Below are 24,233 nucleotides of genomic sequence, written 5' to 3'. Positions count from 1 at the left end.
CGGGTTCTGCGCCATGCCGACACCGCAGCGCCAGCGTTCAACGGTGTACCCGGCCGGGCAGCGAAACCGCCGCTCCGCGCCGCAAAGGACGCAGCCGAGCTTTCAAAGCTGCACCCGCTCCGGGTTCGGCGCGCGCGAAACACATCGCCATGCCCATCGCTGCCATGATGGACATCAGGGAGGAACCGCCGGAGGAAATCAGCGGCAGAGGCACCCCAATAATCGGGAGCAAGCCAACCACGGCTCCGATATTGATGATGGCTTGGGAAAAAATCCAGCCTATCAGGCCCGCCACCGTGTAGCTCACGAAAGGATTAGTTGCCCGGCTCATCAGCCGCAGCATCGTCAGGCACAGCACCACGAACAAACCCAGAACCAGGAAAGTGCCCAAAATTCCGAATTCCTCGCCCAGAATGGCGAAAATGTAGTCCGTATCCGCTTCGGGCAGATAGGACCATTTTTCCCGGCTGGCACCCGGTCCGACCCCGGTCAATCCCCCAGTTGCCAACGACCACAATCCGTGTTGGCGCTGGTAGCCGATACCGGTGGGGTCGGTGGTGGAAGCGTCCATGAAGCCAAAAACCCGCCGCCGCCGGTTGGCGGAACTCATTACGGCCAGGGTGACCCCGAAAATTCCCAGCAAGACGATTCCCGCAAAGTAACGCCAAGGAATCCCCGCCACGAATATCGCCGTCAAGATGAGCGCCGCCATCACCATCGCGGTGCCCAGATCTCGACCGACCATGACCAAACCCAACGACCCTACCGCGGGCACCCCCACGTTGATGAGCCAACGTTTCTTGTCCCTGGCCTCCCGCAGTTCCGGATCGGCCAGGACCCGTCCCAACGCCACAGCTAAAGCCAACTTCATGAACTCGGAGGGCTGAATGGTAAAGACCCCACCGAGGTTAATCCAGTTCGTGTTGCCGCCCGCGGACGTGCCGTGCATGCCCGGCACGAACACCATAATCTGCAGCAGCCACGCCGCCCCTAGGAACCACCAGGTCCACTTTTGATAAAAAGTCAGCGGGATCCTGGAAGCGATGAACAAAATCAGCAGCGCCGCCACATAAATCAGCGAACGTTTCCCGAAGGACAGAAACGGGTTCACCCCGCTTTCCAGGGCGGTGATGGTCGAGGCGGAAAACACCAGGATAAGCCCGATTATGAACAGCAGCAGGGTGGTGACCAAAACCAGGTAGTAGCTCAGAACCGGCTGGTTCTTCCATCCCTCGGACAAGTCGTGCAGAGCGGAGTGTTCCCGGCCCGGCTCTGTGGATGGGGCGGGGGCGGAGCTGGCGTCAACCAGGGTGGGCGTCGAGTTTCGCGAGGAAAACTTCGTCAGTTTCGCGTCTCGAGGTGCCTTAGGAGCCTTGTTCCTCCCCGCCATTTTGGTTCTCCCCCAGTTTCCGCGCCGCCTGAGCAAATTGGTCGCCGCGCTCGTGATAGTTGTTGAACTGATCCCACGAGGCACACGCCGGAGCCAGCAGCACGGTGTCCCCCGGAGCGGCCAAAGCTCGCGCCTCTAGAAGCGTCCTTTCCATCAGATTGTCCCCCGGAGCGACCCGTTTCAGCGGGATTCCCGCGCCGTTTTCCGCAAATGCGCTCTCAAAAGGCTCGGGATCCAGGCCAATCAGCACGGCGGCTTTCACTTTCGGGGCTGCTACCTGGACCAGAGAGTGGAAGTCTTGACCTTTCGCGTCTCCCCCGACTATCCACACGGCGTGCTTGTCGTCAATGTCACGCAGAGAAGCCGCCGCCGCGTGCGTATTCGTAGCTTTGGAGTCATCTATGTAGGTCACACCCTCAAACGTGCCAACCACGGCGCGGCGATGTTTCGCCAGCTCGAACTCGAGAATTCCGCGGCGCACCCATTCGGGCTGCAAACCATAAGCACGTGCCAGTCCCGCTGCGGCCAAAGTATCGGCCAGCAGCGCTGAGGTCGGGACTTTTGCTCCGCACAAGTGTTCCAGGTCGGCAAAGGTCGCCAGTTCGAGGGCCTGGGTTTCGTTATGTTCCCCAAAAGCCCGGTCCACGATGACGTCCTCAATCACCCCCAGGAAGCCCGGAGCGGGAATGCCCGGAGTCAAGCCGATGCACTTTTCCGCAGGAAATCCCTGTTCCTGGACGAAACGTTTACTGAGAACCTTGGTCGGCAGCTCCTCGGTGGCAGGGTACAGAGCGGCACGCTGCACTCCGCAATAAATTTTTGATTTGTCCCAAGCGTAGTTGTCGGCGCTGCCGTGCCAGTCAATGTGATCGGGGGCAAAGTTCAGCCACACGGAAGCCCAGGGTTTCAGGCTGTAGGTGGAATGCAGCTGCGCCGAAGACAGCTCCACCGCCAACGCATCCACAGCACCTTCGGCCGCGACTTGGACAATGGGCGTGCCGTAGTTGCCCACCGCGGTCGCCACCACGCCGCCAGTGATAAGCATTTGGGCCAGCATCCCGGTCGTAGTGGTTTTCCCGTTTGTGCCCGTAATGCACATCCACTTGCAGTTGCGATTGCCAATGGCTTCCTGGATTTGCCAAGCCAGCTCGACTTCTGACCACATGGGGGCACTGGTCTCAGGCAGGCGATACATGGGGTTATGCGGGGCAATCCCGGGGGATACCACGAAAAGTTTATGGCCTTTCCCGGCGGCCGCCTCTCCTTGAAGCTGTTCGCCGGTGGCGGTGCAGTAGTCGACCTGGTCGCCGAGTTCCTCACGAGCCTGTTGGAGGGCGTCTGGGTTCGCATCGTAGCAGGTCACGTGTGCTCCAAGGGTTGCCAGCACGGCAGCGGAAGCGCGCCCCGACTTTCCCAGTCCCAAAACTCCGATGGAAGCACCGGTGAATTGCGTATCTTTCACAGCCTTATCACCCAATCGAAATAGAACAGCCCCACCCCGGCGGCGGCCATCAGCCCGGCAATAATCCAAAACCGCACAACCACGGTAATCTCTTTCCAGCCCAACAGTTCAAAGTGGTGATGAATCGGAGCCATCTTAAACACGCGCTTGTGCGTGGCTTTAAAGAATCCGACCTGGATAATGTCGCTGATAACTTCCATCACAAACAGGCCGCCGATAATAATCGCCAGGAATTCTGTATGCGTGAAAATCGAGACTCCCGCCAGGATACCTCCCAGCGCCAGAGAGCCGGTGTCGCCCATGAAAATGCGGGCCGGCGAGGCGTTCCACCACAAAAATCCAATCAGGGCTCCGACCACAGCCGCGCAGAATAACGCGATGTCCAGAGGGTCGCGAATTTCGGAGTAGCACGCCGGGGCGCTGGTACCGTCGATGCCACAGCGCTGCGAGAACTGCCAGTAGGACATCAAGGCATAGCCGCCAAACACAAAAATCGAAGTACCGGTCGCCAAGCCGTCCAGACCATCCGTCAGGTTAACCGCGTTAGACCAGGCTGCCACCAGGAAGTTCGCCCAAATCAGGAACAGCACCACCCCCAGACCGAAACCGGCGAAAGCCAAATCCAGGTTCGTGTCCCGGATGACAGAAATCTTGGTGGAGGCAGGGCTCAAGCCGCGTGAGTTTTCAAATCCCAGGGCCAGACCGGAAAATATGGAGCCCACAGCCAGCTGACCGAGGATTTTCCCGGTCGGGTTCAGCCCCAAGGAACGGTGCTTGGAAATTTTAATCCAGTCATCTAACCAGCCGATGAATCCCAGGCCTACCAGCAAAAATATGAGAATCAGGGACGAGGCGCTGGGGCCTTTGCCGCTGGTGATGGCCTGGTGAATGTGGCCAACTCCCCAGCCGATAATGATGGCCAGGATAATGATGACCCCGCCCATGGTAGGGGTGCCGCGTTTCGTGTAGTGCGCGGTCGGGCCGTCCTGACGAATAAACTGACCATACTGCCTTTTGACCAGCCAATTCGCATAGAACGGGGTGACCAGCAGCGAGAATAACAGGGCGATAAACCCGGCAGTCAATACCGCAGTCATCGGACACGGCCCCTTTCTTCAATCTCTTGAGCCAGTTTCCACAGTCCCGAACCGTGCGAACCTTTGACCAAAATCAAGTCGCCAGGACGCACAATTTCCTGCAAGAGCCGACCAGCGGCAGTGGCATCCATCACCTGATGGCTTTCCCCATCATGTTTCAACGCGGAATAAGCGCTTTCGATGTGTTTCGCCATGGGACCGACCGTCAACAGCACCGAAATTCCGAGGTTCGCGGCGTAACGCCCGATTTCCCCGTGCAGTTGCGGGGCAGTTTCACCCAGTTCCAGCATGTCCCCCAGCACTATGACCACACGCCGGGTGGCTCCCGATTTCGCAATCACGTCCAAGGCGGCACGCACCGAGTCCGGGTTCGCGTTATACGCATCGTCGATGAGGTCTACTCCGTCCGCCAAATGCACCAAGTTCATGCGGTGTTCGCTGACCGGAGTGGCTTTGGACAGCACCGCCGCAATCTCGGCGGGAGTCATCCCGGCGACGTGTCCAATCGCCGCGGCTCCCAGCGCGTTATAGACGTGATGCGCGCCCAGGAGCTGCAGCTGTACCGGGGCACTGCCCGCGGGAGTGTGCAGCAGGAAACTGCCCCGCGAAGCCTCGTCCAGGCGCAAGTCGGTGATACGTACCGGAGTGTTCTTTTTCGTCGAAAAGTACATGAGGCGTCCCGAAGTCCGCCCGCTCATCGCTTCCACGCGCGGGTCGTCAGCGTTCAAAATGGCCATGCCCGAGGGTCCCAGGTTTTCCAGAATGGTGGCTTTTTCGGCTGCCAGGGCCTCGACTGAAGAGTACGACTCCAAGTGCGCCACCCCCACCATCAAAACCAGAGCCACATCTAGGGGCGCGATGTCAGTCAGGTAGACGATGTCGCCGGGCTGCGAAGCCCCCATCTCGAGAACCAGGTACTCCGTCGCAGTGTCAGCTTCCAGAACCGTCAGCGGCAGGCCGACCTCGTTATTGAACGATGCCACGGGGGCGACAGTGGAGCCTTTGGTGGATAAAAGCTGTTTCGTCAGGTCTTTGGTGGTGGTTTTACCAGCGGAACCGGTGATTCCGATGACGAGTTTCAGTTTGCCGACTCCCCCGCGAGCTTGGGCTCGCAGTTGGCGCAGGTGCGCCCGTGCCAGCCGCCCCAGAGCGTACTGCGGGTCGGGGACCTGCAGTACTGTCAGCTGGTTCAGTTCGTCTGCGGTGGCCCACCCCTGGTCCAGAATCTCGGCGCGGTCGCTGCTGACGATGGCGACCTTTCCCCCGCGGCGAGCCACGGAACCCAAGAAGTGATGACCGTCTGTATTTTCTCCGGGCAACGCTACAAAAACATCACCCGTACTGACCAGCCGCGAATCGGTGTGCACCCTGCCTTGAATCCGAGTCGAGTTTTCCCCAGGTTCCAAACCAATCGCCTCACGTAGGGCGTCAAGGGTCATATCTATCAAAGGTGGACTCCTTCAAAAGGCAAACAAATCGGCTTTAATCTTATCCCAAGCCGGCTCTGGTCAGAAAAGGGCTCAAGCTCGCTTCGCTAGAGCCTCGCGGGCGACTACCCGGTCGTCGAGGTCGTACTGTCCATCCGGCGTGAACATGATGGGCTCATGCCCCCGCCCCGTGATAACGACGGTGTCTTCGGGACGGGCATCTAAAATAGCTCGCTCAATGGCCACCTCACGGGGGGCGACCTCCACGAATTTGTCCTCGTGCCCCTTCATACCCGCCATGATGTCCCGGCGAATCCCGCTGGGTTCTTCCTCGTGAATGTCGCCGTCCGTAACGTAGGTGAAATCCGCCAGCTCGGCGGCAATCTGACCCAGAATCGGTCGCTTGCCCGGATCGCGCTGCCCATCCGCGCCCATGACCAGCAGCAACCGGCCTTTGGTCGAAATCCGCATGGTATCGAGCAAAATTTTGGTGGAATCCGGGTTGTGCGCAAAGTCCACAATCACCCGGGGTGCTTCACACAGCAACTCCATCCGTCCCGGCACGTCCAGACGGATGGGATTCACGGTGAGGTGGCGCAAAATGTCCCCATCTAGCTGACGTGGGCTGGGAGACAACCCCGTTACCACCATCACGATGGCCAGGGCGGCATTAATCGCGTTGAACGTACCGGGCATCATGACCTGCACGGACGCTTCTTTACCGTCAAAAGCCCGCAACCGCAGTTCGGTGAAACCCCCGTCCAACTCGATAATTTTCCCTTGCCAATCAGCCGGTAGACCCGTCAGGGACAGGGTCACAAAATCATGTTGCCCGCTGCGTTCCAGCTGCTCAGCCAGGCGTTGGCCCCACACGCCGTCAATGATGATAACCTGGCGATCGCTGCGCTGCTGGGAGAACAGCGAGGCCTTGGTCTGGAAGTACTTTTCCATCGTGCCGTGGTAATCCAAGTGATCCTGGGACAGATTCGTGAAACCGGCGCAGGCGAAATGTAGGGGATCCACCCGTCCCATCGCCAAAGCATGCGAGGACACCTCCACCACCATGTGATGCACGTTTTCCTGCACCGTCGTGGCCGCGAAGGCTTGCACCTGGGGAGCTTGGGGGGTCGTGATGAAAGCGGGGGCGGTTTTCTTGCCCACCGCGGCCTCTACCGTGCCCACCAGCGAGGACAGGTGACCCACTCGATGCAGCAAATGACGCAAAAGGTAGGTGGTGGTGGTTTTTCCGTTCGTGCCCGTCACACCCCACACGCACAACTGCTGACAGGGATTATTAAAAGCAATAGATGCCGCCCGGCCGGCTATGGAAGCCACATCGGGAACGATAATAGCGGGGATGTCCACGTCGGTGAGAAACGCCAGTCCAGCCGGATCGGTCAACACTGCCCCAGCCCCGCGAGCCGCGGCGTCCGCACCAAACTTGGCGCCATGCACATGAAACCCCGGCATCGCCACAAACAGCTCGCCACCGCGCACCACCCGGTTATCGATAACCGCGCCGCGCACACGGCCGTCTTTACCATGAACAGTGCCGTTCACGGCTTGTGCCAAATCCGCGACTTCGACCCACGGCAGGCGAAGCAAATCCGGTGCGTAAGGGTCAAAAGCAACTTCCAAAGTCATATTTCTCTAATCTCCAATCGGATACAACTGCGGCTTAGTGTCTGTGGGCGGGATTCCCAGCTCTCTAATCGTAGCCCCCGCAATCTCTTTAAACGCCGGGACCGCGACCACCGAACCGTATATCGAGGCAGTAGGGCGATGTACCACCACAGTGATGACCACGCGGGGGTTGTCGGCGGGAAACACCCCGGTAAATGACCCGACGGTCCCGGTTTGCGTGCCATTCGCTTGGATAATCTGGGTGGTTCCGGTTTTCCCAGCCACCGGGTATCCTTCGATTTGGGCACCGGGGGCACCACCCTTTTCGGAGACAACCCCCTCCATCATGGTCAGCAGTTTCCTGGAAGTGTCTTTCGTGTAAACCCTAGTGCCCGCGTCCACAGATTTCTTTTCCACACTGCCGTCGGGTTTTGTCCAAGATTCGATGAGGTGAGGCTGCACTTCCACTCCCCCGTTCGCCACCGTGGCGATTCCGTTGGTGACCTGGAGGATAGTCGCCGCGATACCTTGACCGAACATGATGGTGTAACGCTGGCGCCCATCCCAGTTCTCAGAGGGAGCCAGCAGCCCCGCACTCTCGCCGGGCAGTTCGATACCGGTAGGTTTACCAAAGCCGAGTTGCCGCAGCTTTTGATACCTGTCGGTGTCCTTAATCAGGTCGCCAACCTGGACAATCCCCACGTTCGACGATTTGGCAATAATCCCCGCCGCGGTCAGGGCATAGGTACCGTGGGCACTCGAGTCGCGGAAACTCTGCCCGTTGGACATGGTGATTTCACCCGGAATGGTAAAAGTGTTGGTGGGCTCCACTTTGCCGGCTTCAAGGACCGCTCCCATAGTGTGAACTTTCAGGGTCGAGCCGGGCTCGTAAACCGTAGAAACAGCCTTGGAACCGCGATTCTTTTCGCTGGTTTTCGTAGGTTCTGAGGGGTTGACCGTGTCTGTCTCGCACAGGGCGAGGATTTTTCCGGTGCCAACCTCTTGGACTTCCGCCATGACGGATTGTGCCCCGAACTGGGATCTAGATTTTTCGACCACTTGCTGACAGGTATTTTGCAGATCCAGCAAGATGGTCGTCTTAATGGTTTGTCCCGCAATAGCGTCTTTGCGATAGTTGTCCTGGACCGGAATAGTTTGTCCCCGCCTGCCAATTTCGGTGAAGTCTTTGCCGTCCACCCCGGCGAGCTTGCTATTTTGGCTCAGTTCCAGCCCCGCTAAGCCCACCCCATCGATATTGGTGAAACCGACAATGTTTCCGGCCACATTGCCGTTGGGATAAATCCGTTTCGTGATTTCTTCCGGCTCAATGCCCGGAATCCCCAGCTTCGCGATTTTTCGCCAGACCTCAGGGGTCACTTCTTTGGCGATATACACAAAGGTCGAGGGCTTTTTACCGGGCTGAGCAGTCAGTTTCCCACCCAGTTCAGCGGGGTCGGCATCCAAAAGCGGAGCCAGCTTTTTCGCCGCTGCCGCCGCTCCGAAAGCCGCAACCTCGGGCCGGTCGAATTGGTCATAGATAATCTTTGGGTTGCCCTTCGCGTCTTTCCCCGCGGTTTTCGGCTGAAAATAAGTATTGATTTTTACCTGGTTGACCCCGATATTGTAGCGTTTCACGGAGGTCGCCATCTGTCGGCCCGAGGAGTCCAGAATGTCCCCGCGCTGAGCCTTAATAATGTGGGTGCGACTGCGCTGTTCCTGCGCCGCCGCGGCGAGTTCCGGTCCTTGCACCAGCTGCACCACCACCAAGCGGACCGCAAAAATGCACAGCACCGCGATGATGGCCCCCGCCAACAGGTTTTTTCGGACTCTACTCACCTGACCAGTTTCGTCCAGCTCTGCCTGGTTTTCACGCTCCCACGCCGTGACCGCGAGGGGTTCCGTGCACCACAGACGCTTCCCCGCCAGCCCCTAATGCGCAGCTTTTCCCGGGATGATTTCTCCGGTCGACAACGTCACGTAGCCCTGTTCTCCGGCCGGGACCAATCCGATTTCTCGGGCTTTCTCGGCCAGGTATTGCGGTGATTGAGCCTCGCGAGCCTGGGTCACCAGGTCGGCTTGCTGATCCAGCAACAAGTTCAACTCGTTTTGCATGGCGTACATATCGTAGGAAGTCATCGCCAACTGGGTGTTGATGACGACGGGCACGACCAGCGCGGCGACGAGCATCGCCGCCACCGTCAGCCACATCGGCCACGTGATACGGCGCTTCTGAAAAGTCGGGACCAGCTGAAGCTGCGGCCTCGGGACGCTCCGAACGGGAAGCGGCATCCCGGCGACGCTGCCGGGTTTACGCAAAGCCAGGCTGGAAGTAGCTGCGTTAGTCACGATGGTCTCCTTCAGTTAGGGGGTGGACAGGGTTTTGGGCACGAAGTTTCGTCAGGGTGGGAAACCGTTTTTCTGCCGGTTTTTGCTTGGTTTTCACAAGGTTCCCCGCGGGGGTTTCCGGGTCGGGTTCCCGCGTCTTTTCCACGGCTCGCAGCCGTAGCGAGGCGGCGCGCGGATTGCTGGCGACCTCGAACTCATCAGCTAAACGCGAACCGTGTGTGAGGTCGCGCAACCAAGGCTGAGCCTGCTCAGGCACCACGGGCAACCCCTTGGGAACTGCGGGATGAATCCCCGCGGCAAAAGCGCGCTTGACCAGGCGATCCTCGAGGGACTGGTAACTTTCGACGACGATGCGTCCGCCGACTCGCACCCCAGCCAGCGCCTTCGTCAGGAACCGTTCCAAATCGCCCAGCTCGTCGTTGACCGCTACCCGCAAGGCTTGGAAAGTACGTTTCGCCGGATTTCCTCCGGTGCGGCGAGCCGGAGCGGGAATGGTGTCGCGAATGATCTCCACCAACTGGCCCGAAACTTGCAAGGGCTGTTCCGCACGGGCCCTCACGATAGCTTTCGCGATGGGCCACGCGAACTTTTCTTCACCGTAGGTGTGCAGCACCGCGGCGATTTCTTCCACCTCGGCCAGGTTCAAGAAATCCGCGGCGGTGAAACCAGCGGTTTGATCCATCCGCATATCCAAGGGAGCCTCCGAGTGGGCATAAGCAAAACCACGCTCCGCTTCATCCAGCTGTAGCGACGACACTCCCAGGTCAGCCAAAATCCCGTCCACTTGGCTCAAACCGTGCTGCGCCAACACGCTGTCCAACTCCCCGTAAGTCGTGCCGACGATGCGGAGGCGATTGGCAAAAGCACTGAGTCGGGATGCCGCCAAATCCCGGGCCTGCGGGTCGCGGTCGATACCGATAATGCGCAGCCGCGGGTGGCGCACGAACAGATACGCGCTGTGTCCCCCCAAGCCGAGAGTGGCGTCAACTAAAACAGGACCCTGGATACTGCGGAAATCAGCGGTGGTGGAAAGTGGGGTGGCCACGTCTGGTGCAGTGGCCAAAGCGGGTGCCAGTAAATCAGCGCACACCTCAGCCAGCACCGGCTGGTGGATTTCGGCAACTGATTTCACGTTTTTTCCTTTTTCTTTGAGAACGGCCCCCGGTTTTCCCAGCGGCTCCCGCGTTAGCCAGGTTTCCCACCGTGTCTGCCTGCGGGGAAGAGCATTCAGAATCGGTAGGACACCAAACCCACGCGGGTTTATGCAGTTATCCGCGAGTTTCCTCACAGCAGTCCCGGGAGGATTTCTTCCGAGACTTCCGAGAAGTCCTCCTCGGCGGCAGCCAAGAATTCGTTCCAGGTCTGCAGGTCCCAAATCTCCACTCGGGAACCCGCGCCGAAAACCGCCAGGTCACGCTCCAAGCCGGCATATTCACGCAGTGCGGGCGGGATGTTAATCCGCCCTTGCTTGTCCGGAATTTGATCCGTCGCCCCGGACAGCAGCACGCGGGAAAAGTTCCGCGCCTGCTTGTGGGTGATGGGAGCCTGGCGAAGTTCCGTATACAGGGTTTGGAACTCGCCAGTCTCAAACGCATAAACGCAGTGGTCTTGACCCTTGGTCAAAACGACTCCGCCTGCGAGTTGCTCCCGAAAACGGGCAGGCAGTATCAGGCGACCCTTGTCGTCGAGCTTTGGCTCGTAGGTCCCTAAGAACACGTCCTTCCCTTTCACCCTCAGCGTGATGCTGAACTTTGACCCGATACCTTTCAGGTTTTCGTTATACCCCACTTTACTCCACTTCCATCCACAAATTTGCAAAAACGCGATGATTTTTGCATTTTTTGCAAATTATTTATTGGAAATTCAGAGAATTACTCGGTGGAGGGAATTTTTGCAGCGAATGTCTCACGGGACGGGACCAGAACAAAACGGGAAACAAAAACCGGCTACCGAAAATCGGTAACCGGATAAAACAGGTGAGTCAGAGACTCACGGAAAAATCAGAGTGCTACTCGCCATGCTGGCGGCGATCCCACCGCTCATTTTGACGATCCATAAAGGACGCGTGCGAAGCTGACGCGCCGGCCGGCTGGCTGCGAGGAGCCGGTTTTGACTCGGGAGACTTCGAGCCAACCCCAAAAATTTTCAGAACCCCCAGGACGATAACTACGAACCCCAACACCCCGATAGCGGTACCCAAAAATTCAAAGCCTTTCAGGTAAGGCGTGGCGATGAGCCCACCAATCAGGACCACTGCCCCAATCAGAACCAAAACGACCCCAAAAGCAACTCGCCGCGGACGGCTCACTATGGGCCCGCCTACCTTAGTGGAAGTCTGGCGCATCCTATCGGCCATTTTGGGATCTTCGTTGTGGAGCTGAGCCTCCATCTGCGCCAGGACTTGCTTCTCATAGTCTGACAGTGCCATGACCATGTCCTTTCAGTGCGCGGCTGAGGAAAACACCCCAAACCCAAAACGAATGTGTTAACACAAACCAGTTTACCTGTTTTTACCCTCGTCGCGCCACAGCGGCCGGTACACGAATCCATCGAAACCTGATAAACAGCCACTTTTACTGGTTTAATTGCGCTATGCAAGCGTTGATTATTGGTCTGTGGTGGATTGTAGCGCTGGTATTAGCTGCGATTCTCATCTATCGAGCGCGCCCTCAGAACAGCGTAGAACGTTACCGCATCCGGGCTTATATCAAAGAAGTTGAGCCCCTCACCGAAAAAGACACCATGCGCTCCCTACCTTACGAGGTCACCGTCCTCCTACCTTCTCAGAACCCCGGCGAAACCAACACTTACTACTACGTAACTTTGAACCCCGAAGACCTCCACGTCGGTCGGGCTCGGACCTGCGCCCGCAACCATATCCCGCTGCCGGTGTGGGTTTCCGCCGTTGATCCGCGCGACATTCGCTTCGAAAACTCGCGCTCTTGGAACACAGAAACAATCATCAACGCGGTTCTGCTCTTGGCCGCCCAGTTCATCATGACGGGTACCTGCCTGGTCAACTTGGAACTCGTCACGAACTCCGATCCCTATTTCGTGCTGTTGTTCCCGCCTACAATACTGTTCTTTGCCTTCGCCGCCCTCTACGGCCTCATGCGCTTTGGACAAGCTGTCAGGGTGTGGGTGCGCGTGGCGTCCAACCCTGCCACCGTACCGGCGTCAATCAGTGGAATCCGGCGCATCAGCGGTCATGCCGGTCACCCCGGTGGTTTTGAAGTGTCCCTCATGTGGGCGCCGCTGGGAATGCCGGCACAGTACGGAAAAGTGCGGATTCCCGGCTTCCAGCGCCGCACCAGTCTGCTGCTGCAGAAACTGGTGCGAACCCAACTGGAAGAAGAAGCGAAAGGGGTGTGGCGAGTGACCCCGGGAATCCTCCAGAACCAGACTCGACCCCACACGGCAGTTTCCGAACTGCACACCCCCCAGGGGCCTACAACCGTGAAAATCACTGCCCTGCCGGCAAACGACCCTCGTTTCGACCCGCGCCCCCCGAAAGTACGCGCCGCTGCGGAAAAAGCCCGCCTGAAGCGTGAGGCGGAACTGTTGGCGCAGCGCGAAGCCTTTGAACGCGCCACCGCACGAGCCCGGATTGAGGAAGCTAACCGGGCGCAACTCGGTAGCGAAGAGAACAGTCTCGATGAGGTCGCCGCCCAAGGTCCACAAGCGTGGTACTACCCGATGAACCCCTCGCGGGTGAACCTGGTGGGAGTGGGTACGGTTCCGGGGAATCGCTCGAACCTAGTTGGGCCCGGCATCGGCTGGCTTTGCATTGCATTACTGGCCGGGCTGGCTGTGGCGTGGCTCGGTTTCATCAATCCCGAGATTATGTTCCCGATTTTCGAAGCCCCCTCCGGTGATCAGCCGCTGGGCGGCTGGACCCGCTAGTCGTCCGATATTACAAGGGTCCCCGGTAGCGTTAATCCTCCGGGGTGTCGCGGCGGTGCCGACCCCGGCGAGGACGGAACTGCTCGATATTGCGCTTTTCATAAGGCGTGTCGCGCAGGGAGGAAATTCCGGAGGCGTCGGCGACCGGGGGAACCTCTTCGTCAAGATTCGAGAGCTTCGCGCCGCGATTCAACCGATCCGTGCGTTTCAAAAATTCTTCGAGACGAGCCCCGAGTTCTTCGGCGGTGGGCAGCGGCTCTTCGGGAGTCTCAATAATCGCCATCGGCTCGGCTTCGTCAAAGTGCTGTTCCAAAATCTTGACGATGTGTTCGGCTTCCTCAGACTGCTCCACCATCTGGTTGATTTGTCCCAAAGTGAGGGTGGAAGCAGCTTCAATGTCTCCCACCGGCAGTGCCAACCCGGTCTTGGCAGCCACCGCGGACATAAGCGCCGCGGCCGCCGGAGGGTAGTCCCCTTCTGCCAGGTAATACGGCACCGCCGCAATGATTCCTACCGCGTCCAAACCGGCTTGTCCCAGGGTGAATTCGATGAGCTGATCCATCCCGGCCGGCAGAATCATCTCACCGACCATCTTGGGCTGTTTGGGCAAGCTTTCCGAACGCGCCCCGTGCATATGCACCGGAGTGGGCCGGGTATGGGGCACACCCGCCGGCATTCCGGTCACGCCTACCGTCTGACGTACTCCCAAGCGCCGGGCAATTTCCTGGACGGTTTCCAAAAACAGATTCCATTGGGCATCCGGTTCCGGTCCATGCAGCACCAAGAAATTTCTGTCGTTGTCGTCACTGAGCAATTCCAGGCGAATTTCGGGCATTTCCACTTCGGTAAACTTCCAGTCCGAAAAACTCAGCCAGGGCCGATGGGAGCGAAAATCCACCAATTTATCGGAGTTAAAGGTCGCAATAGTCTGATGTGGGAGGGCGTCTATCAGGTGCTCCAGCATTCCTCGCCCGGAGTGCCCGGCATCCATCGCCCCGTTGAGGTGATGCAGCATAACGTCGGCGTGGCCGCTCAGGTCTGCGCCGGGCGCTAATAACGTATCAAATTTGTCTGCGTCCATTTTTCCCTCGAAAAGTTCAACCCCTAAATGTTATCAAGACTTGTCCCCGATTCGCGCCCCGTAAACCTTTTAGGGCATAATTGATTACCCTTTTGATGCCCTGAGGAGAGATAAATTGGCTGACGCAACGGTGCCGTCGTCCTGGCAATCCGAAATTGCCAAGGAGCAGACTTTCGTTGACCGTGCCTATAAAGCTCTCGATGAAATGCGGGTTTATTACCGCCGGCGCCAGGATGAGGTCGCTGCGGAAATGAGTTCTAACCCCTCGGCTAGGGCAGACCGCGACGCCTTGGCGGCTCACTACGGAGACGAAGCTACCCGCCTGGAAAGCGTGGAAAATCGCCTGGTCTTCGGAGGTCTAGACCTAGAGGACGGAACGAGTTTCCACATCGGCCGTGTCGGTTTGCGAGACTTTGACGTCACCGATACCGAGGCTCCGGTTCTCGGCACCTCCCCGGAGCTTGCCTCGTCCCAGGACTCTCCAGAGGACCCTCTGGAAACACCGACTGTACCGGAAAAACTTGAGGAAAAACCTGGTGAAGGCGTGTCTCGCCAACTGTTGGTGGATTGGCGAGCGAAAGTCGCCCAACCGTTCTACCAGGCTACGGCGGTGGCTCCGCTGGGGGTCTGGAAGCGGCGGCACGTAGCTACCAGTTTGCGCCAAGTGGTGGGCGTGGAGGACGAACTACTGACTTCCGCCGCCGACACCGACGCCGCGCAGACTGCAACGCTGCAGGGTGAAGGTGCTTTGATGGCGGCGCTATCACGAGCGCGCAGCGGCCAGATGTCCGACATTGTCTCAACTATTCAGGCCGAACAAGACCAGGTGATTCGTTCCGACCTGAACGCTTTTTTGGTGGTGCAGGGCGGACCCGGTACCGGCAAGACGGCGGTGGCGCTGCACCGAGCCGCCTACCTGCTCTATGCCCACCGAGACTTACTGAACTCTCAAGGGGTGTTGGTCATTGGCCCCAACCACACGTTTTTGCGTTACATAGAGCGGGTGCTTCCCGCCCTGGGCGAAACCGGAGTGGTCAGCCTGACCATCGGGGAATGTTTCCCCGGCGTGCACACCGTGGCGGAACGTCCGGAGCTGCGCGCCTTGAAAGGCGACACCCGCTGGATTAAAGTCGCCGCCGCGGCCGTGGCCGATTTGAAACGGCCTCCCCACGAGGACCAAGTTCTGCAGTTAGACCACGTTCAACTGAATCTGAGCGCGGCTTTGGTTCGTGAGGCGATGGAAGCCGGTTCGCACGGCGGTTCCACCCACAATCAGCACTGGGCCACCTACGCCAAATTCCTGGTCCGCGAGTTGACGAAGCTCTATGCCGGGCAAACCCCTACCAAAGAGGACATGGAGTGGATGACCGAGGAAATCCGCGGCTCTGCTGAAGTACGCCGGGCGGTCAACCGCTGCTACCTACCCGCGTCTGCTCCCGACTTGCTGGCGCGCCTCTACGCTTACCCGGATTATTTGCGCCGTATCGCCTCGGGGATTTTCACCGTGGAGGAACGCGCTGCCCTACAGCGTCCCAAGACCAGCCCTTTCACGGACGCTGACGTGCCGATTTTAGATGAACTGGCGGAGCTGCTGGGGCCGCTGCCGGGACTGACCGATTCCGCGGCGCAACGTCGCACCCGTGAACAGCGTGAAATCGAGCGAGCCGCGGAGGCTATCGAAGCGATGGATCTGGGTGGAGGGCTCATCAACGCGCGTATGCTGGCGCGGTCAACCCGCGGTGAAGTGAGCCTGTCTCCCCTGGCTCAGCGTGCCCGCGCGGATCGTTCTTGGGCGTACGGACATGTGGTCGTGGACGAGGCCCAAGAGCTTTCGCCTATGGACTGGCATCTGCTGCTGCGCCGGTGCCCTTCCCGGTCTTTCACTGTAGTCGGGGACGTGAACCAGGCGTCGCACAGCTGGTCAAGCGCGCCCTCGTGGTCCAACTTGCTGGGACCTGCCATGCGCGCCGATCCGGTGATGGAGCAGCTCACCATCAACTACCGCACCCCGCGTGCCGTGATGGATTTGGCGCAGAAGGTGCTGGCGGCCAGTCCCGAAAGCGCGGTAGTGCCGCTGCAGTCGGCACGAGACGTGGCGGGTGCCTTGGCTTTTACCCGGCTGGAGGGTGAGCCACAGCCCAACCTGGAGGAACCAATGTCCGGGGCGGGGAACCTTGTGCCTGTGCTACGGAAAACCCTCCAGGCGGAAACGGCGCGTTTGGAAGCGGAAGTCGGTGAGGGGGCCGGCAAACTAGCGATTATCGTCCCCACCGAGGCGCATTCGTACCTGGCTGCGGCTTTGGGCCTAGACACCGCCGATGTGGTGGCTGACCAGGTATGTTGTCTGGATTCGCGGGCAGCGAAAGGGCTGGAGTTCGACGTCGTCATCTTGGTGGAACCCGCCGTTATCGCCAGCCAGTCAGTCGGAGACCTGTACGTGGCGATGACGCGCTGCACGAAACGGATGCACATCCTGGCCAGTGATTTGCCCGCGGGAATGGACTTTCCCACCAGTGAGGATTGACGACTTCCCGCGAGTTTTCCCCTGACGTGGGATTTCAGCGCCGCGTTTTTTTGGTCTAAAGTGGTGCCATGACGAAGATACTGCTGCTTGAAAACCCCCACGAAGTCGCCAACAAAGTTTTTAGCGACGCAAATGTTCAAGTCGACCGGGTCGACGGCGCTTTGGACGAAAACGACCTGATTAAGGCCCTCCAGGGCTATCAGATGGTCGGGATTCGCTCCAAAACGAACCTGAGCAAGCGAGTTTTTGATGAATGCCCGGACTTGGTCTGCGCCGGAACTTTCACGATTGGCACGAACCAAATCGACCTGAAAGAAGCAGCGAAACACGGGGTCGCCGTATTCAACGCCCCTTACTCCAACACGCGTTCCGTGGCGGAACTGGCCATCGCCGAGATCATTGCGCTGGCCCGTCAGCTGCCGGTACGCAACTCTCATCTGCAACATGCCGATTGGCAAAAGACCGCCAAAGGCTCTCACGAGGTGCGCGGCAAGACCCTGGGGATTATCGGCTACTCTTCGACCGGTACTCAGCTGTCTATCCTGGCTGAAGCCATGGGCATGAAGGTCCAGTTCTACGACTTGGCAAAGAAGCTGCCCATCGGCAACGCGAAACAGTGCAACTCGATGGAGGAAGCTCTGGAGGGTGCCGATTTCGTGTCCCTGCACGTGGACGGGCGCGCCTCTAACGAAAATATGTTCACCAAAGTACAGATGGCTCAGATGAAGCCTGGGGCGAAACTGTTGAACTTGTCCCGCGGATTCGTCGTCAACCTCGATGACTTGGCCGAGGCCCTTGATTCGGGTCAGATTGGGGGCTGCGCCATTGATGTGTTCCCCGATGAACCGCGCAAAAATGGCGAGGAGTTTCACTCCCCGATTATGGGTAAAGAAAACACCATCCTCACCCCGCACATCGGCGGTTCCACCCTGGAGGCCCAGGAGGACATCGGCTGGTTCGTGGCCGGAAAACTCTGCACTTACCTGCAGTCCGGCGAAACCGTGATGAGCGTAAATATGCCGAACTTGAGCCTGGAACCGACTGGCAATACCAAGTACCGCATTACTTTGATTCACAAGAATATCCCCGGCGTGATGGCAAAGATCAACCAGTTGTTCTCAGATGCCGGGGTGAACATCGAAGGTCAGGTCCTGGGCACCACCGGTGAAGTCGGTTACGTTATCGGCGACATTTCCTCCGAAATGCCCAAGGCGGCGCTCGATGAAATCGCCAAATTCGATTCCACGCTGTCCCTACGCTGCATTCCGATGGAGGGCTTCGTTCGGGACGAAGAGACCGCGGTTAACTAACTTACCTTGACGGATCGCACCAGGCCGGAGGCGGGCGCGTCCCTGCGGGGTACTGGGTGCCGGTCCAAGAGCAGTTTGGCTGGCAGGAGTTTCGCCGTACCGAGTTTTGCCGCGCTCTCACCAGTCTTTCGCTGGATCGCCCGCCGCTGGGGCGCGGGTTTTACCGGACAAATTCCTGGCGAAAAGGATTTGACCGGCAAGTTTGCGTTAGGGTGGATGTATGACTGAAACAGTGGATTTGTTGGAACTGGCCCCCGATGCGGGGATTCACCTGCCTAGGTATGTGCATACCCCACCCGAGCAGGATTCTGAGCTGACCAAACGGATGCGTCTGCTTTATAACCCCGATGTTCCCGCCCAAATCCCCGTCACCGATCAGCTGCTGATTGATGTTTTGCGAACTCAGTCAAATAAATATCCGCGCCGCGTAGCCTTGGATTTTTTTGGCGCCACCACGACCTACCGGGAACTGGGCGAAAACGTGCAACGCACTTCGGCGCTGCTGCTTGAACACGGCGTCAAGCGCGGTGACCGGGTCTCGATTGTGGCTCCGAACTGTCCGCAGTTCGTCTATCTGCTCTATTCCTGCCTGCAGCTGGGAGTGGTGTGCGTGCTGCACAACCCTTTGGCTGCCCCGACAGAGCTGAAGTGGCAAATCGAAAACGCGGAATCAAAGCTGGTTTTTGTGTGGCAAAAGGCCGCCGTAAGTGTCACCGAGTTGGTGCGCAACATGGACACCGAAGTTATTTCCCTCGATGTTTCCGCGGCTTTGCCGCGCCGGCTGCGTTTTGCCTTGCGCCTGCCGATTAAGAAGGCAAAAGACCTCTACCATCAGCTCTGCGACCCGCAGGCCAAGGATTTGCCCGACTACGATACTCTGCTGGAAAAGCAGAAACCATATAACCGCATTGTGCGAGTCGATCCGGATGTCCCAGCCGTGATGCTGCATACGGGTGGAACCACCGGCAAACCGAAAGCGGTCATTTTGACCAACCGCAACTTGGTGTCGAACTTGTTTGCCAATACGACCTGGGTGACCAAGCTGCGTCCCGGCAAAGAAACCTGGTTCTGTGTCTTGCCGTTCTTCCACGCTTTTGGCCTGACCCTGTCTCTGAACGGGGCGATTGGTTTGGGAGCCACCTCGGTGTTGTTCCCGAAGTTCAGCACCCGAGCAGCCCTAGCTGCCCAACGCCGGCGTCCGGGCACGTTCATAGTGGGAGTGCCTCCAATTTTTGACCGCCTAGCGAAAGCCGCTGAGGAAAACCCGAAAATAGATTTATCAACGTTTAAATACGCTATTTCCGGAGCGATGCCACTGACTCAGGAAGTCGCAAAACGCTGGGAAAAAGCCACTTCCGGCTATATCATCGAAGGCTACGGCATGACGGAGACTTCGCCAACGGTACTGGGGTCCCCGATGAGTCCCGAACGCAAACTTGGTTACATGGGCATCGTGTTCCCCTCTATCCAAGTGCGGGTCATCGACCCGGATACCCTCGTTGACGTCGAGCCCGGCGAGGTGGGGGAACTCGTGGTGAAGGGACCGGGGTGTTCCCCGGGGTATTGGCGCGACCAGGTAGAAACTGATTTGCTGTTCACCCCAGATCGTTGGTTGCGCACCGGTGATTTGGTCGAGGAACACGAGGGTTTCTTGCGGATGAGTGACCGGCGCAAAGAGCTCATCATTATCTCCGGTTTCAATGTTTATCCCTCGGTCGTGGAGGCAGCCATAGCCACGATGCCCCAGGTGGCGGAAGTCGCCGTGGTCGGCATTCCCGATCAAGCTGACCCCGCCCGGGGTGAACAGGTACACGCGGCGGTGGTGCTCAATCCGGGAGCGAGCCTCAATTTGGACAAGATTCGGGCTTGGGTTGCCGATTCCCTCCCCCGTTACGCGATTCCGCGTTCAGTTTCTTTTCCGGAGCAGCTGGCGCATAACGAACTCGGGAAGATTCAACGCCGCAAAGTGCGCCAATCCGTTTTGGAGCGGCTTTCCGAGGGTTTCCGTATGTAGGGCTAAGCGCCGAGTGCGGGTCACCAGCCAGCATCCATAAAAACCGGCGGCTAGTTCTGAGAGTGGTTCTTTAACGAGGCGATAGCGTCCTCAAAGTCTTCGAGTGAGTTGAATTCGGAATAAACCGAAGCGAAGCGCAAATAGGCGACTTCGTCCAGTTCCTTTAGCGGCTCCAAAATAGCCTTGCCGACTTCCTCGGAGTTGATGATAGCTTTCCCGGAAGCCCGCAGAGTTTCTTCGACGCCTTGAGCCATAAGAGCAAGTTGGTCAGAGCTGATGGGACGGCCTTGGGTGGCTTTGGCCAGACCGGCAATAACCTTGCTGCGCCGGAACGGCTCGGTCGCTCCGGAACGTTTCTTAATCAGCAGCAGCGTGGTTTCCAGGGTGGTGAAACGCCGACCGCAGCTGGGGCATTCACGACGCCTCCGAATGGAGGCACCATCATCGGCGGTACGTGAATCAATCACACGGGAATCTTCGTGATGACAAAACGGACAGTGCACGTCGCCCTCCTTCACCGCTGCAAGACTACAGGTTTCACCGTAAGTGCAAACCGAAGTTTTCGCAAGCTGGAGAGTCGTGCTGAACCCAATCATTTCAATAAACCGGAACCAACACCGTTTGCCCAGTATTTAGCACGGAACCCGCGTCCAAGGCATTTGCGTCCATCATGTCCGCCAAGACCTCGTCAGTCGGCACACCGGCGGCATTAGCTGCGGCAATATCCCACAGCGTATCGCCCGGCACGACCGTGTGTTGCATAAAATCCGTGGGAACGAAATCAGGACTGAGCCCCAGCCCCAACACCATGCCTAGGAACACCATCACGAGGGCAGCCAGAATAAACAGCCCCACTCGCAAAGCTACGGCATCCCATGACAAAACCGGCCGCGCAACCACAGCGGGTGACGCCGATGCCTTCGGAACCAAACGCAAGTAAGCCGGGCGCGATTGGCGGGCTCTGAAAGCACGCACCGCCGGGTGATTCGGAGCCAGCTCGCTAACCTCAAAAGTCGGTGCCAAAACTGCTGTCATGGTAATCCCTCCATTCATTCGAACATTTGTTCGTTCGAACATCTGTACGTATAATATAAACCATTGCCGGCGCGTTGTCGAGTCAAAATCGAACATTTGTGCGAATATTAATTTTGACCGCAGTTAGCCTGACAATTGCCAGTCTGACATGGACCCCGGAGACGAAAATCCGCGAGTTACGTCAGACGGACTTTTGCCAGCTATCCCGCGCAAAGTACTCGGATAAAGGAGCAGCAGTGAGCGACCTGACCAAACGACAACAGGAAGTTTTGACGACTTTGTACCAACTCAGTCAAAAGCTCGCCTACCCCCCCTCGGTACGCGAACTCGCTGAGGCCATGGGGCTGTCCTCCCCCTCCTCGGTCAAACACCACCTCGATGTGCTGACCAAAAAAGGCTACCTGCGTCGCGCTCCCAACACACCGCGCGCTTTGGAATTCGTGAAACTTCCCGAGGGGATGGTGACTTCGCAGCCGAAACCGGCACCCGGCGCGACACAGCCTGCCACCGTCACCACCATTCCGGTGGGCATCGCCGATACCGCGGCGGCGACCACAGTTCCCCTGGTCGGACAGATTGCAGCGGGTGCCCCCATCACGGCGGAGGAAATGGTCGAGGACACTTTTGCCCTGCCCCGGCGCTTCACCGGTTCCGGCGAACTGTTCATGCTCGCAGTAAAGGGCGAATCAATGCAGGACGGTGGCATATTAGATGGCGATTGGGTCGTGGTGCGCCATCAGAGCGAAGCCCGCAACGGTGAAATCGTGGCGGCGATGATTGACGGCGAGGCCACGGTGAAAGAGTTTTCCCGAGCTGAAGGGCACGTTTGGCTGCTACCCCACAACGATAACTACGCACCCATCCCCGGCGATACCGCCACCATTTTAGGCAAGGTCGTCACCGTAATCCGTTCCCTGTAAGGTTTGGGCAGCGCCCACCCCTAGGAAACTTGCTGGTGCAGTCGCCGTAAAGCGTCCAGCACTACCTGCGCGTCCTCCGTGGGCCACAAGGGCGGCAGGGAGGCTCGCAAAAATCCCCCATACCGCGCGGTCGCCAGACGTGAATCCAATACCGCCACCACCCCGCGGTCCGCGGCGGAACGCAGCAGCCGCCCGGTTCCCTGCGCCAGCAACAGGGCGGCATGGGTCAGGGAAACTTCCATAAAGTCACTGCCCCCAGCCCGTTTGACAGCGGCACATCGGGCCTCAATGACCGGGTCGCTGGGAACCGGGAAAGGAATCCGGTCAATCAGCACCAAACGGCAAGTGTTCCCCGGCAAATCCACCCCCTGCCACAGCGAGAGAGTCCCCATCAGACAGGCGGAAGTGTCCTCGCGCATATCGTTAACCAGGGCTGCCATGGAATCTTCACCTTGGACCATAATGGGCAAATCGGTGCGTTCCCGAAGCACTTCCCCTGCCCGCTCAGCCATCTTGCGTGAGGAAAACAGCCCCAGCGCCCCGCCTCCCGAGGCCTCGACCAGCTCCACCAGGCGATCCCAAAACACTTCGGGGTGCTCCCCGCGAGTGGGCGCCGGTAAGTCCCGAGCCAAATACAAAATGCCCTGCCGATCGTGGCGAAACGGCGAGCCGACATCTAAGGTTTCCGGCTGCGGTTCCTCGAGCTGCAAACCCATCTTGTGTATGAGCGGCGCAAACGTGCCCCCCAGCTTGAGGGTGGCCGAGGTCGCGATGATGGCGTGTTCGCTCCACAATCGATTCGCGAGCTTTCCGGCCACATCCAGCGGAGCGGTGTAGAGCCGGGGTTCCTGGTCGCCATCACGTCCCCGACTCAGCCACAGGATTGTTTCGCCGTTCGCGACCGATTCCGGGGTCATCGTCTCAAGCGTATCTAATAGGCTGGTCAGTGCTGCTTTCGCAACGGCCGTTTTCGCCGCGTCTGCATGTTTTTCGCCGTCTACCCCCGCGTCACCCCCACCCTTTGCACTCAACTCGGCTAGAGCAGCCTTCAAGGGCGGCAGAGCCAGAGTCCGACATTCCGCTACTGCCTCAGGCATCTGCGTGAGACGGCTATCTTCCAGATTCTGCAGCGCCACGCCCAGCATGATGGCTTGCTGGGAGAGTTCCTCGCTGCCGGAAACCCCCAAATTGCCCGCCGCCTTGGCACAAGTCGCCAACATATTGGCACTAAACTCAGTAGACGCCTGCGAACGCACCCTTTCGGCCAGTTCATGAGCCTCATCAACGATGATGGCCTCACATGGGGGCAGCGGATTCTGTTTTCCGGCGGCCTCCAGCCCAATCATGGCGTGGTTAGTCACCACCACCTGCGCTAATGCTGCCTTATCGCGAGCCGAAACTTGGAAGCACTCGGAACGGAACGGGCATTTTTCCCCGACGCATTCCAGGCTGGACAGGGAAACTTGCCGCCAGGCCCGGGCCCCGATACCGCGCGGAGCTTCGTCCCGGTCCCCGGTGGTCGTTTCCCGAGCCCACTCGTAAAGTTTTTTCGTCTCAGCTGCAAATCCCCGCATTTGGCGCGCGGTTTTCGTTCCCCGTCCCGAAGCGGCCTCACCGCCCCCGCCTGCCCCAGGGGCGAGAGAATCTTCCATAGTGGAAAATAAATCGTCCTCGCTGCCCTCGTAACCGCCATTCAACTTGTGCAGGCAAACATAGTTTTGCCAGCCTTTGAGAACCTCCACGCGCAGTTCGGAGCCGGTCACGTTCTTAACCGCCTCCACCGCTAGGGGGGCGTCTTTAGTGATGATTTGGTTTTGCAGAGCCAAAGTTGCGGTCGAAATGACCACTCTGGCGTCCTCGTGCAGGCAGTACAGCAATGCAGGCAATAAGTATCCCAGGGATTTCCCGGTTCCAGTCCCCGCCTGAACTGCTAATTTGCCATCTGAGCGCAGCGATTGTTCCACCGCGGCCGCCATCGCCACCTGACCGGGCCGCTCACTACCTCCCAACAAAGACACCGCCTCAGTCAACACCTTTTGCAACTCTGAACTGGGAACATAGTCCGAAAAAGCGCCTGTCTCAGCGTCGGACATGTCCGCGG

The 24,233-nt window shown here is 58.7% G+C and carries 19 protein-coding genes; 5 read left to right on the top strand and 14 right to left on the bottom strand.

Annotation, left to right across the window (positions count from 1 at the left end):
* Positions 1 to 37: 37 nt before the first annotated feature.
* The 10 genes from RDL66_RS03030 to RDL66_RS02985 all read right to left on the bottom strand — a co-directional run bounded on the left by RDL66_RS03030 (position 38) and on the right by RDL66_RS02985 (position 11,773).
* Entirely contained in the window at positions 38 to 1,390 is a 1,353-nt protein-coding gene (locus tag RDL66_RS03030; RefSeq protein WP_307741778.1) for an FtsW/RodA/SpoVE family cell cycle protein, read from the bottom strand.
* On the bottom strand, positions 1,365 to 2,852 hold the full coding sequence (gene murD, locus RDL66_RS03025; RefSeq protein ID WP_307741779.1) for a UDP-N-acetylmuramoyl-L-alanine--D-glutamate ligase: 1,488 nt from the start codon (positions 2,850 to 2,852) through the stop codon (positions 1,365 to 1,367). The genes RDL66_RS03030 and murD overlap by 26 nt, the downstream gene beginning before the upstream one ends.
* Positions 2,849 to 3,949 (bottom strand): phospho-N-acetylmuramoyl-pentapeptide-transferase, encoded by a 1,101-nt coding sequence (gene mraY / locus RDL66_RS03020; protein ID WP_307741780.1) that lies wholly within the window; start codon positions 3,947 to 3,949, stop codon positions 2,849 to 2,851. The genes murD and mraY overlap by 4 nt, the downstream gene beginning before the upstream one ends.
* The gene (gene murF, locus RDL66_RS03015; protein ID WP_308535109.1) at positions 3,946 to 5,397 is read right to left on the bottom strand and encodes a UDP-N-acetylmuramoyl-tripeptide--D-alanyl-D-alanine ligase; all 1,452 of its coding nucleotides are present in this window, start codon (positions 5,395 to 5,397) and stop codon (positions 3,946 to 3,948) included. Before murF ends, mraY begins: the two co-directional genes overlap by 4 nt.
* 72 nt (positions 5,398 to 5,469) lie before the next feature.
* Entirely contained in the window at positions 5,470 to 7,020 is a 1,551-nt protein-coding gene (locus RDL66_RS03010; RefSeq protein WP_299297069.1) for a Mur ligase family protein, read from the bottom strand.
* Positions 7,021 to 7,026: 6 nt separating this feature from the next.
* Entirely contained in the window at positions 7,027 to 8,835 is a 1,809-nt protein-coding gene (locus RDL66_RS03005) for a penicillin-binding protein 2 (protein ID WP_308535106.1), read from the bottom strand.
* Positions 8,836 to 8,928: 93 nt separating this feature from the next.
* Positions 8,929 to 9,345, bottom strand: coding sequence for a hypothetical protein (locus RDL66_RS03000; RefSeq protein ID WP_308535105.1), 417 nt, complete (start codon positions 9,343 to 9,345; stop codon positions 8,929 to 8,931).
* Positions 9,338 to 10,477 carry a 16S rRNA (cytosine(1402)-N(4))-methyltransferase RsmH gene (rsmH, locus tag RDL66_RS02995; RefSeq protein ID WP_308535103.1) on the bottom strand — a complete coding sequence of 380 codons (1,140 nt, stop codon included), beginning with the start codon at positions 10,475 to 10,477 and terminating at the stop codon, positions 9,338 to 9,340. The genes RDL66_RS03000 and rsmH overlap by 8 nt, the downstream gene beginning before the upstream one ends.
* Before the next feature lie 152 nt (positions 10,478 to 10,629).
* A complete protein-coding gene (mraZ, locus tag RDL66_RS02990) occupies positions 10,630 to 11,061 on the bottom strand; it encodes a division/cell wall cluster transcriptional repressor MraZ (RefSeq protein ID WP_308535132.1) in 432 nt (143 codons plus the stop codon).
* Positions 11,062 to 11,353: 292 nt separating this feature from the next.
* Positions 11,354 to 11,773 (bottom strand): DUF3040 domain-containing protein, encoded by a 420-nt coding sequence (locus tag RDL66_RS02985; protein WP_308535101.1) that lies wholly within the window; start codon positions 11,771 to 11,773, stop codon positions 11,354 to 11,356.
* Positions 11,774 to 11,937: 164 nt separating this feature from the next.
* On the opposite strand from RDL66_RS02985, the gene RDL66_RS02980 reads away from it, so the two are divergent.
* Positions 11,938 to 13,248, top strand: coding sequence for a hypothetical protein (locus RDL66_RS02980; protein ID WP_308535099.1), 1,311 nt, complete (start codon positions 11,938 to 11,940; stop codon positions 13,246 to 13,248).
* A 31-nt stretch (positions 13,249 to 13,279) separates the two neighbouring features.
* Here the strand turns inward: RDL66_RS02980 and RDL66_RS02975 are convergent, their stop codons facing one another.
* Positions 13,280 to 14,329, bottom strand: a complete 1,050-nt coding sequence (locus RDL66_RS02975; RefSeq protein WP_308535097.1) for a PAC2 family protein — start codon at positions 14,327 to 14,329, stop codon at positions 13,280 to 13,282.
* A 115-nt stretch (positions 14,330 to 14,444) separates the two neighbouring features.
* On the opposite strand from RDL66_RS02975, the gene RDL66_RS02970 reads away from it, so the two are divergent.
* The 3 genes from RDL66_RS02970 (at position 14,445) to RDL66_RS02960 (ending at position 20,177) form a co-directional block, all read left to right on the top strand.
* Complete coding sequence (locus tag RDL66_RS02970) at positions 14,445 to 16,853, top strand: AAA family ATPase (RefSeq protein ID WP_308535095.1); 2,409 nt, start codon at positions 14,445 to 14,447, stop codon at positions 16,851 to 16,853.
* 68 nt (positions 16,854 to 16,921) lie between these two features.
* Entirely contained in the window at positions 16,922 to 18,163 is a 1,242-nt protein-coding gene (gene serA, locus RDL66_RS02965) for a phosphoglycerate dehydrogenase (protein WP_308535094.1), read from the top strand.
* Between the two features lie 220 nt (positions 18,164 to 18,383).
* On the top strand, positions 18,384 to 20,177 hold the full coding sequence (locus RDL66_RS02960) for an AMP-binding protein (protein ID WP_308535092.1): 1,794 nt from the start codon (positions 18,384 to 18,386) through the stop codon (positions 20,175 to 20,177).
* Between the two features lie 50 nt (positions 20,178 to 20,227).
* Here RDL66_RS02960 and nrdR read toward each other — a convergent pair whose 3' ends face one another.
* Entirely contained in the window at positions 20,228 to 20,680 is a 453-nt protein-coding gene (nrdR, locus tag RDL66_RS02955; protein WP_308535091.1) for a transcriptional regulator NrdR, read from the bottom strand.
* Between the two features lie 94 nt (positions 20,681 to 20,774).
* Entirely contained in the window at positions 20,775 to 21,212 is a 438-nt protein-coding gene (locus tag RDL66_RS02950; protein WP_308535089.1) for a LysM domain-containing protein, read from the bottom strand.
* Between the two features lie 236 nt (positions 21,213 to 21,448).
* On the opposite strand from RDL66_RS02950, the gene lexA reads away from it, so the two are divergent.
* The gene (gene lexA / locus RDL66_RS02945; protein ID WP_308535087.1) at positions 21,449 to 22,132 is read left to right on the top strand and encodes a transcriptional repressor LexA; all 684 of its coding nucleotides are present in this window, start codon (positions 21,449 to 21,451) and stop codon (positions 22,130 to 22,132) included.
* Between the two features lie 20 nt (positions 22,133 to 22,152).
* Here lexA and RDL66_RS02940 read toward each other — a convergent pair whose 3' ends face one another.
* Positions 22,153 to 24,225 carry an ATP-dependent DNA helicase gene (locus tag RDL66_RS02940; protein ID WP_308535130.1) on the bottom strand — a complete coding sequence of 691 codons (2,073 nt, stop codon included), beginning with the start codon at positions 24,223 to 24,225 and terminating at the stop codon, positions 22,153 to 22,155.
* Positions 24,226 to 24,233: the final 8 nt, after the last annotated feature.

The organism is uncultured Mobiluncus sp. (genome assembly GCF_902488535.1).
GTDB lineage: Bacteria > Actinomycetota > Actinomycetes > Actinomycetales > Actinomycetaceae > Mobiluncus.
Note: the sequence above shows the minus strand (reverse complement) of the source record. Positions and strands in the feature narration are given on the sequence as shown.

Excerpts from the sequence above, each read along its gene's own strand:
- RDL66_RS03010 (WP_299297069.1), bottom strand. The coding sequence starts at position 7,020 with ATGACTTTGGAAGTTGCTTTTGACCCTTACGCACCGGATTTGCTTCGC.
- RDL66_RS02940 (WP_308535130.1), bottom strand. The coding sequence starts at position 24,225 with ATGTCCGACGCTGAGACAGGCGCTTTTTCGGACTATGTTCCCAGTTCA.
- serA (WP_308535094.1), top strand. The coding sequence starts at position 16,922 with ATGACGAAGATACTGCTGCTTGAAAACCCCCACGAAGTCGCCAACAAA.
- RDL66_RS02960 (WP_308535092.1), top strand. The coding sequence starts at position 18,384 with ATGACTGAAACAGTGGATTTGTTGGAACTGGCCCCCGATGCGGGGATT.
- mraY (WP_307741780.1), bottom strand. The coding sequence starts at position 3,949 with ATGACTGCGGTATTGACTGCCGGGTTTATCGCCCTGTTATTCTCGCTG.
- RDL66_RS03030 (WP_307741778.1), bottom strand. The coding sequence starts at position 1,390 with ATGGCGGGGAGGAACAAGGCTCCTAAGGCACCTCGAGACGCGAAACTG.
- RDL66_RS02985 (WP_308535101.1), bottom strand. The coding sequence starts at position 11,773 with ATGGCACTGTCAGACTATGAGAAGCAAGTCCTGGCGCAGATGGAGGCT.
- RDL66_RS02975 (WP_308535097.1), bottom strand. The coding sequence starts at position 14,329 with ATGGACGCAGACAAATTTGATACGTTATTAGCGCCCGGCGCAGACCTG.
- RDL66_RS02980 (WP_308535099.1), top strand. The coding sequence starts at position 11,938 with ATGCAAGCGTTGATTATTGGTCTGTGGTGGATTGTAGCGCTGGTATTA.
- RDL66_RS02950 (WP_308535089.1), bottom strand. The coding sequence starts at position 21,212 with ATGACAGCAGTTTTGGCACCGACTTTTGAGGTTAGCGAGCTGGCTCCG.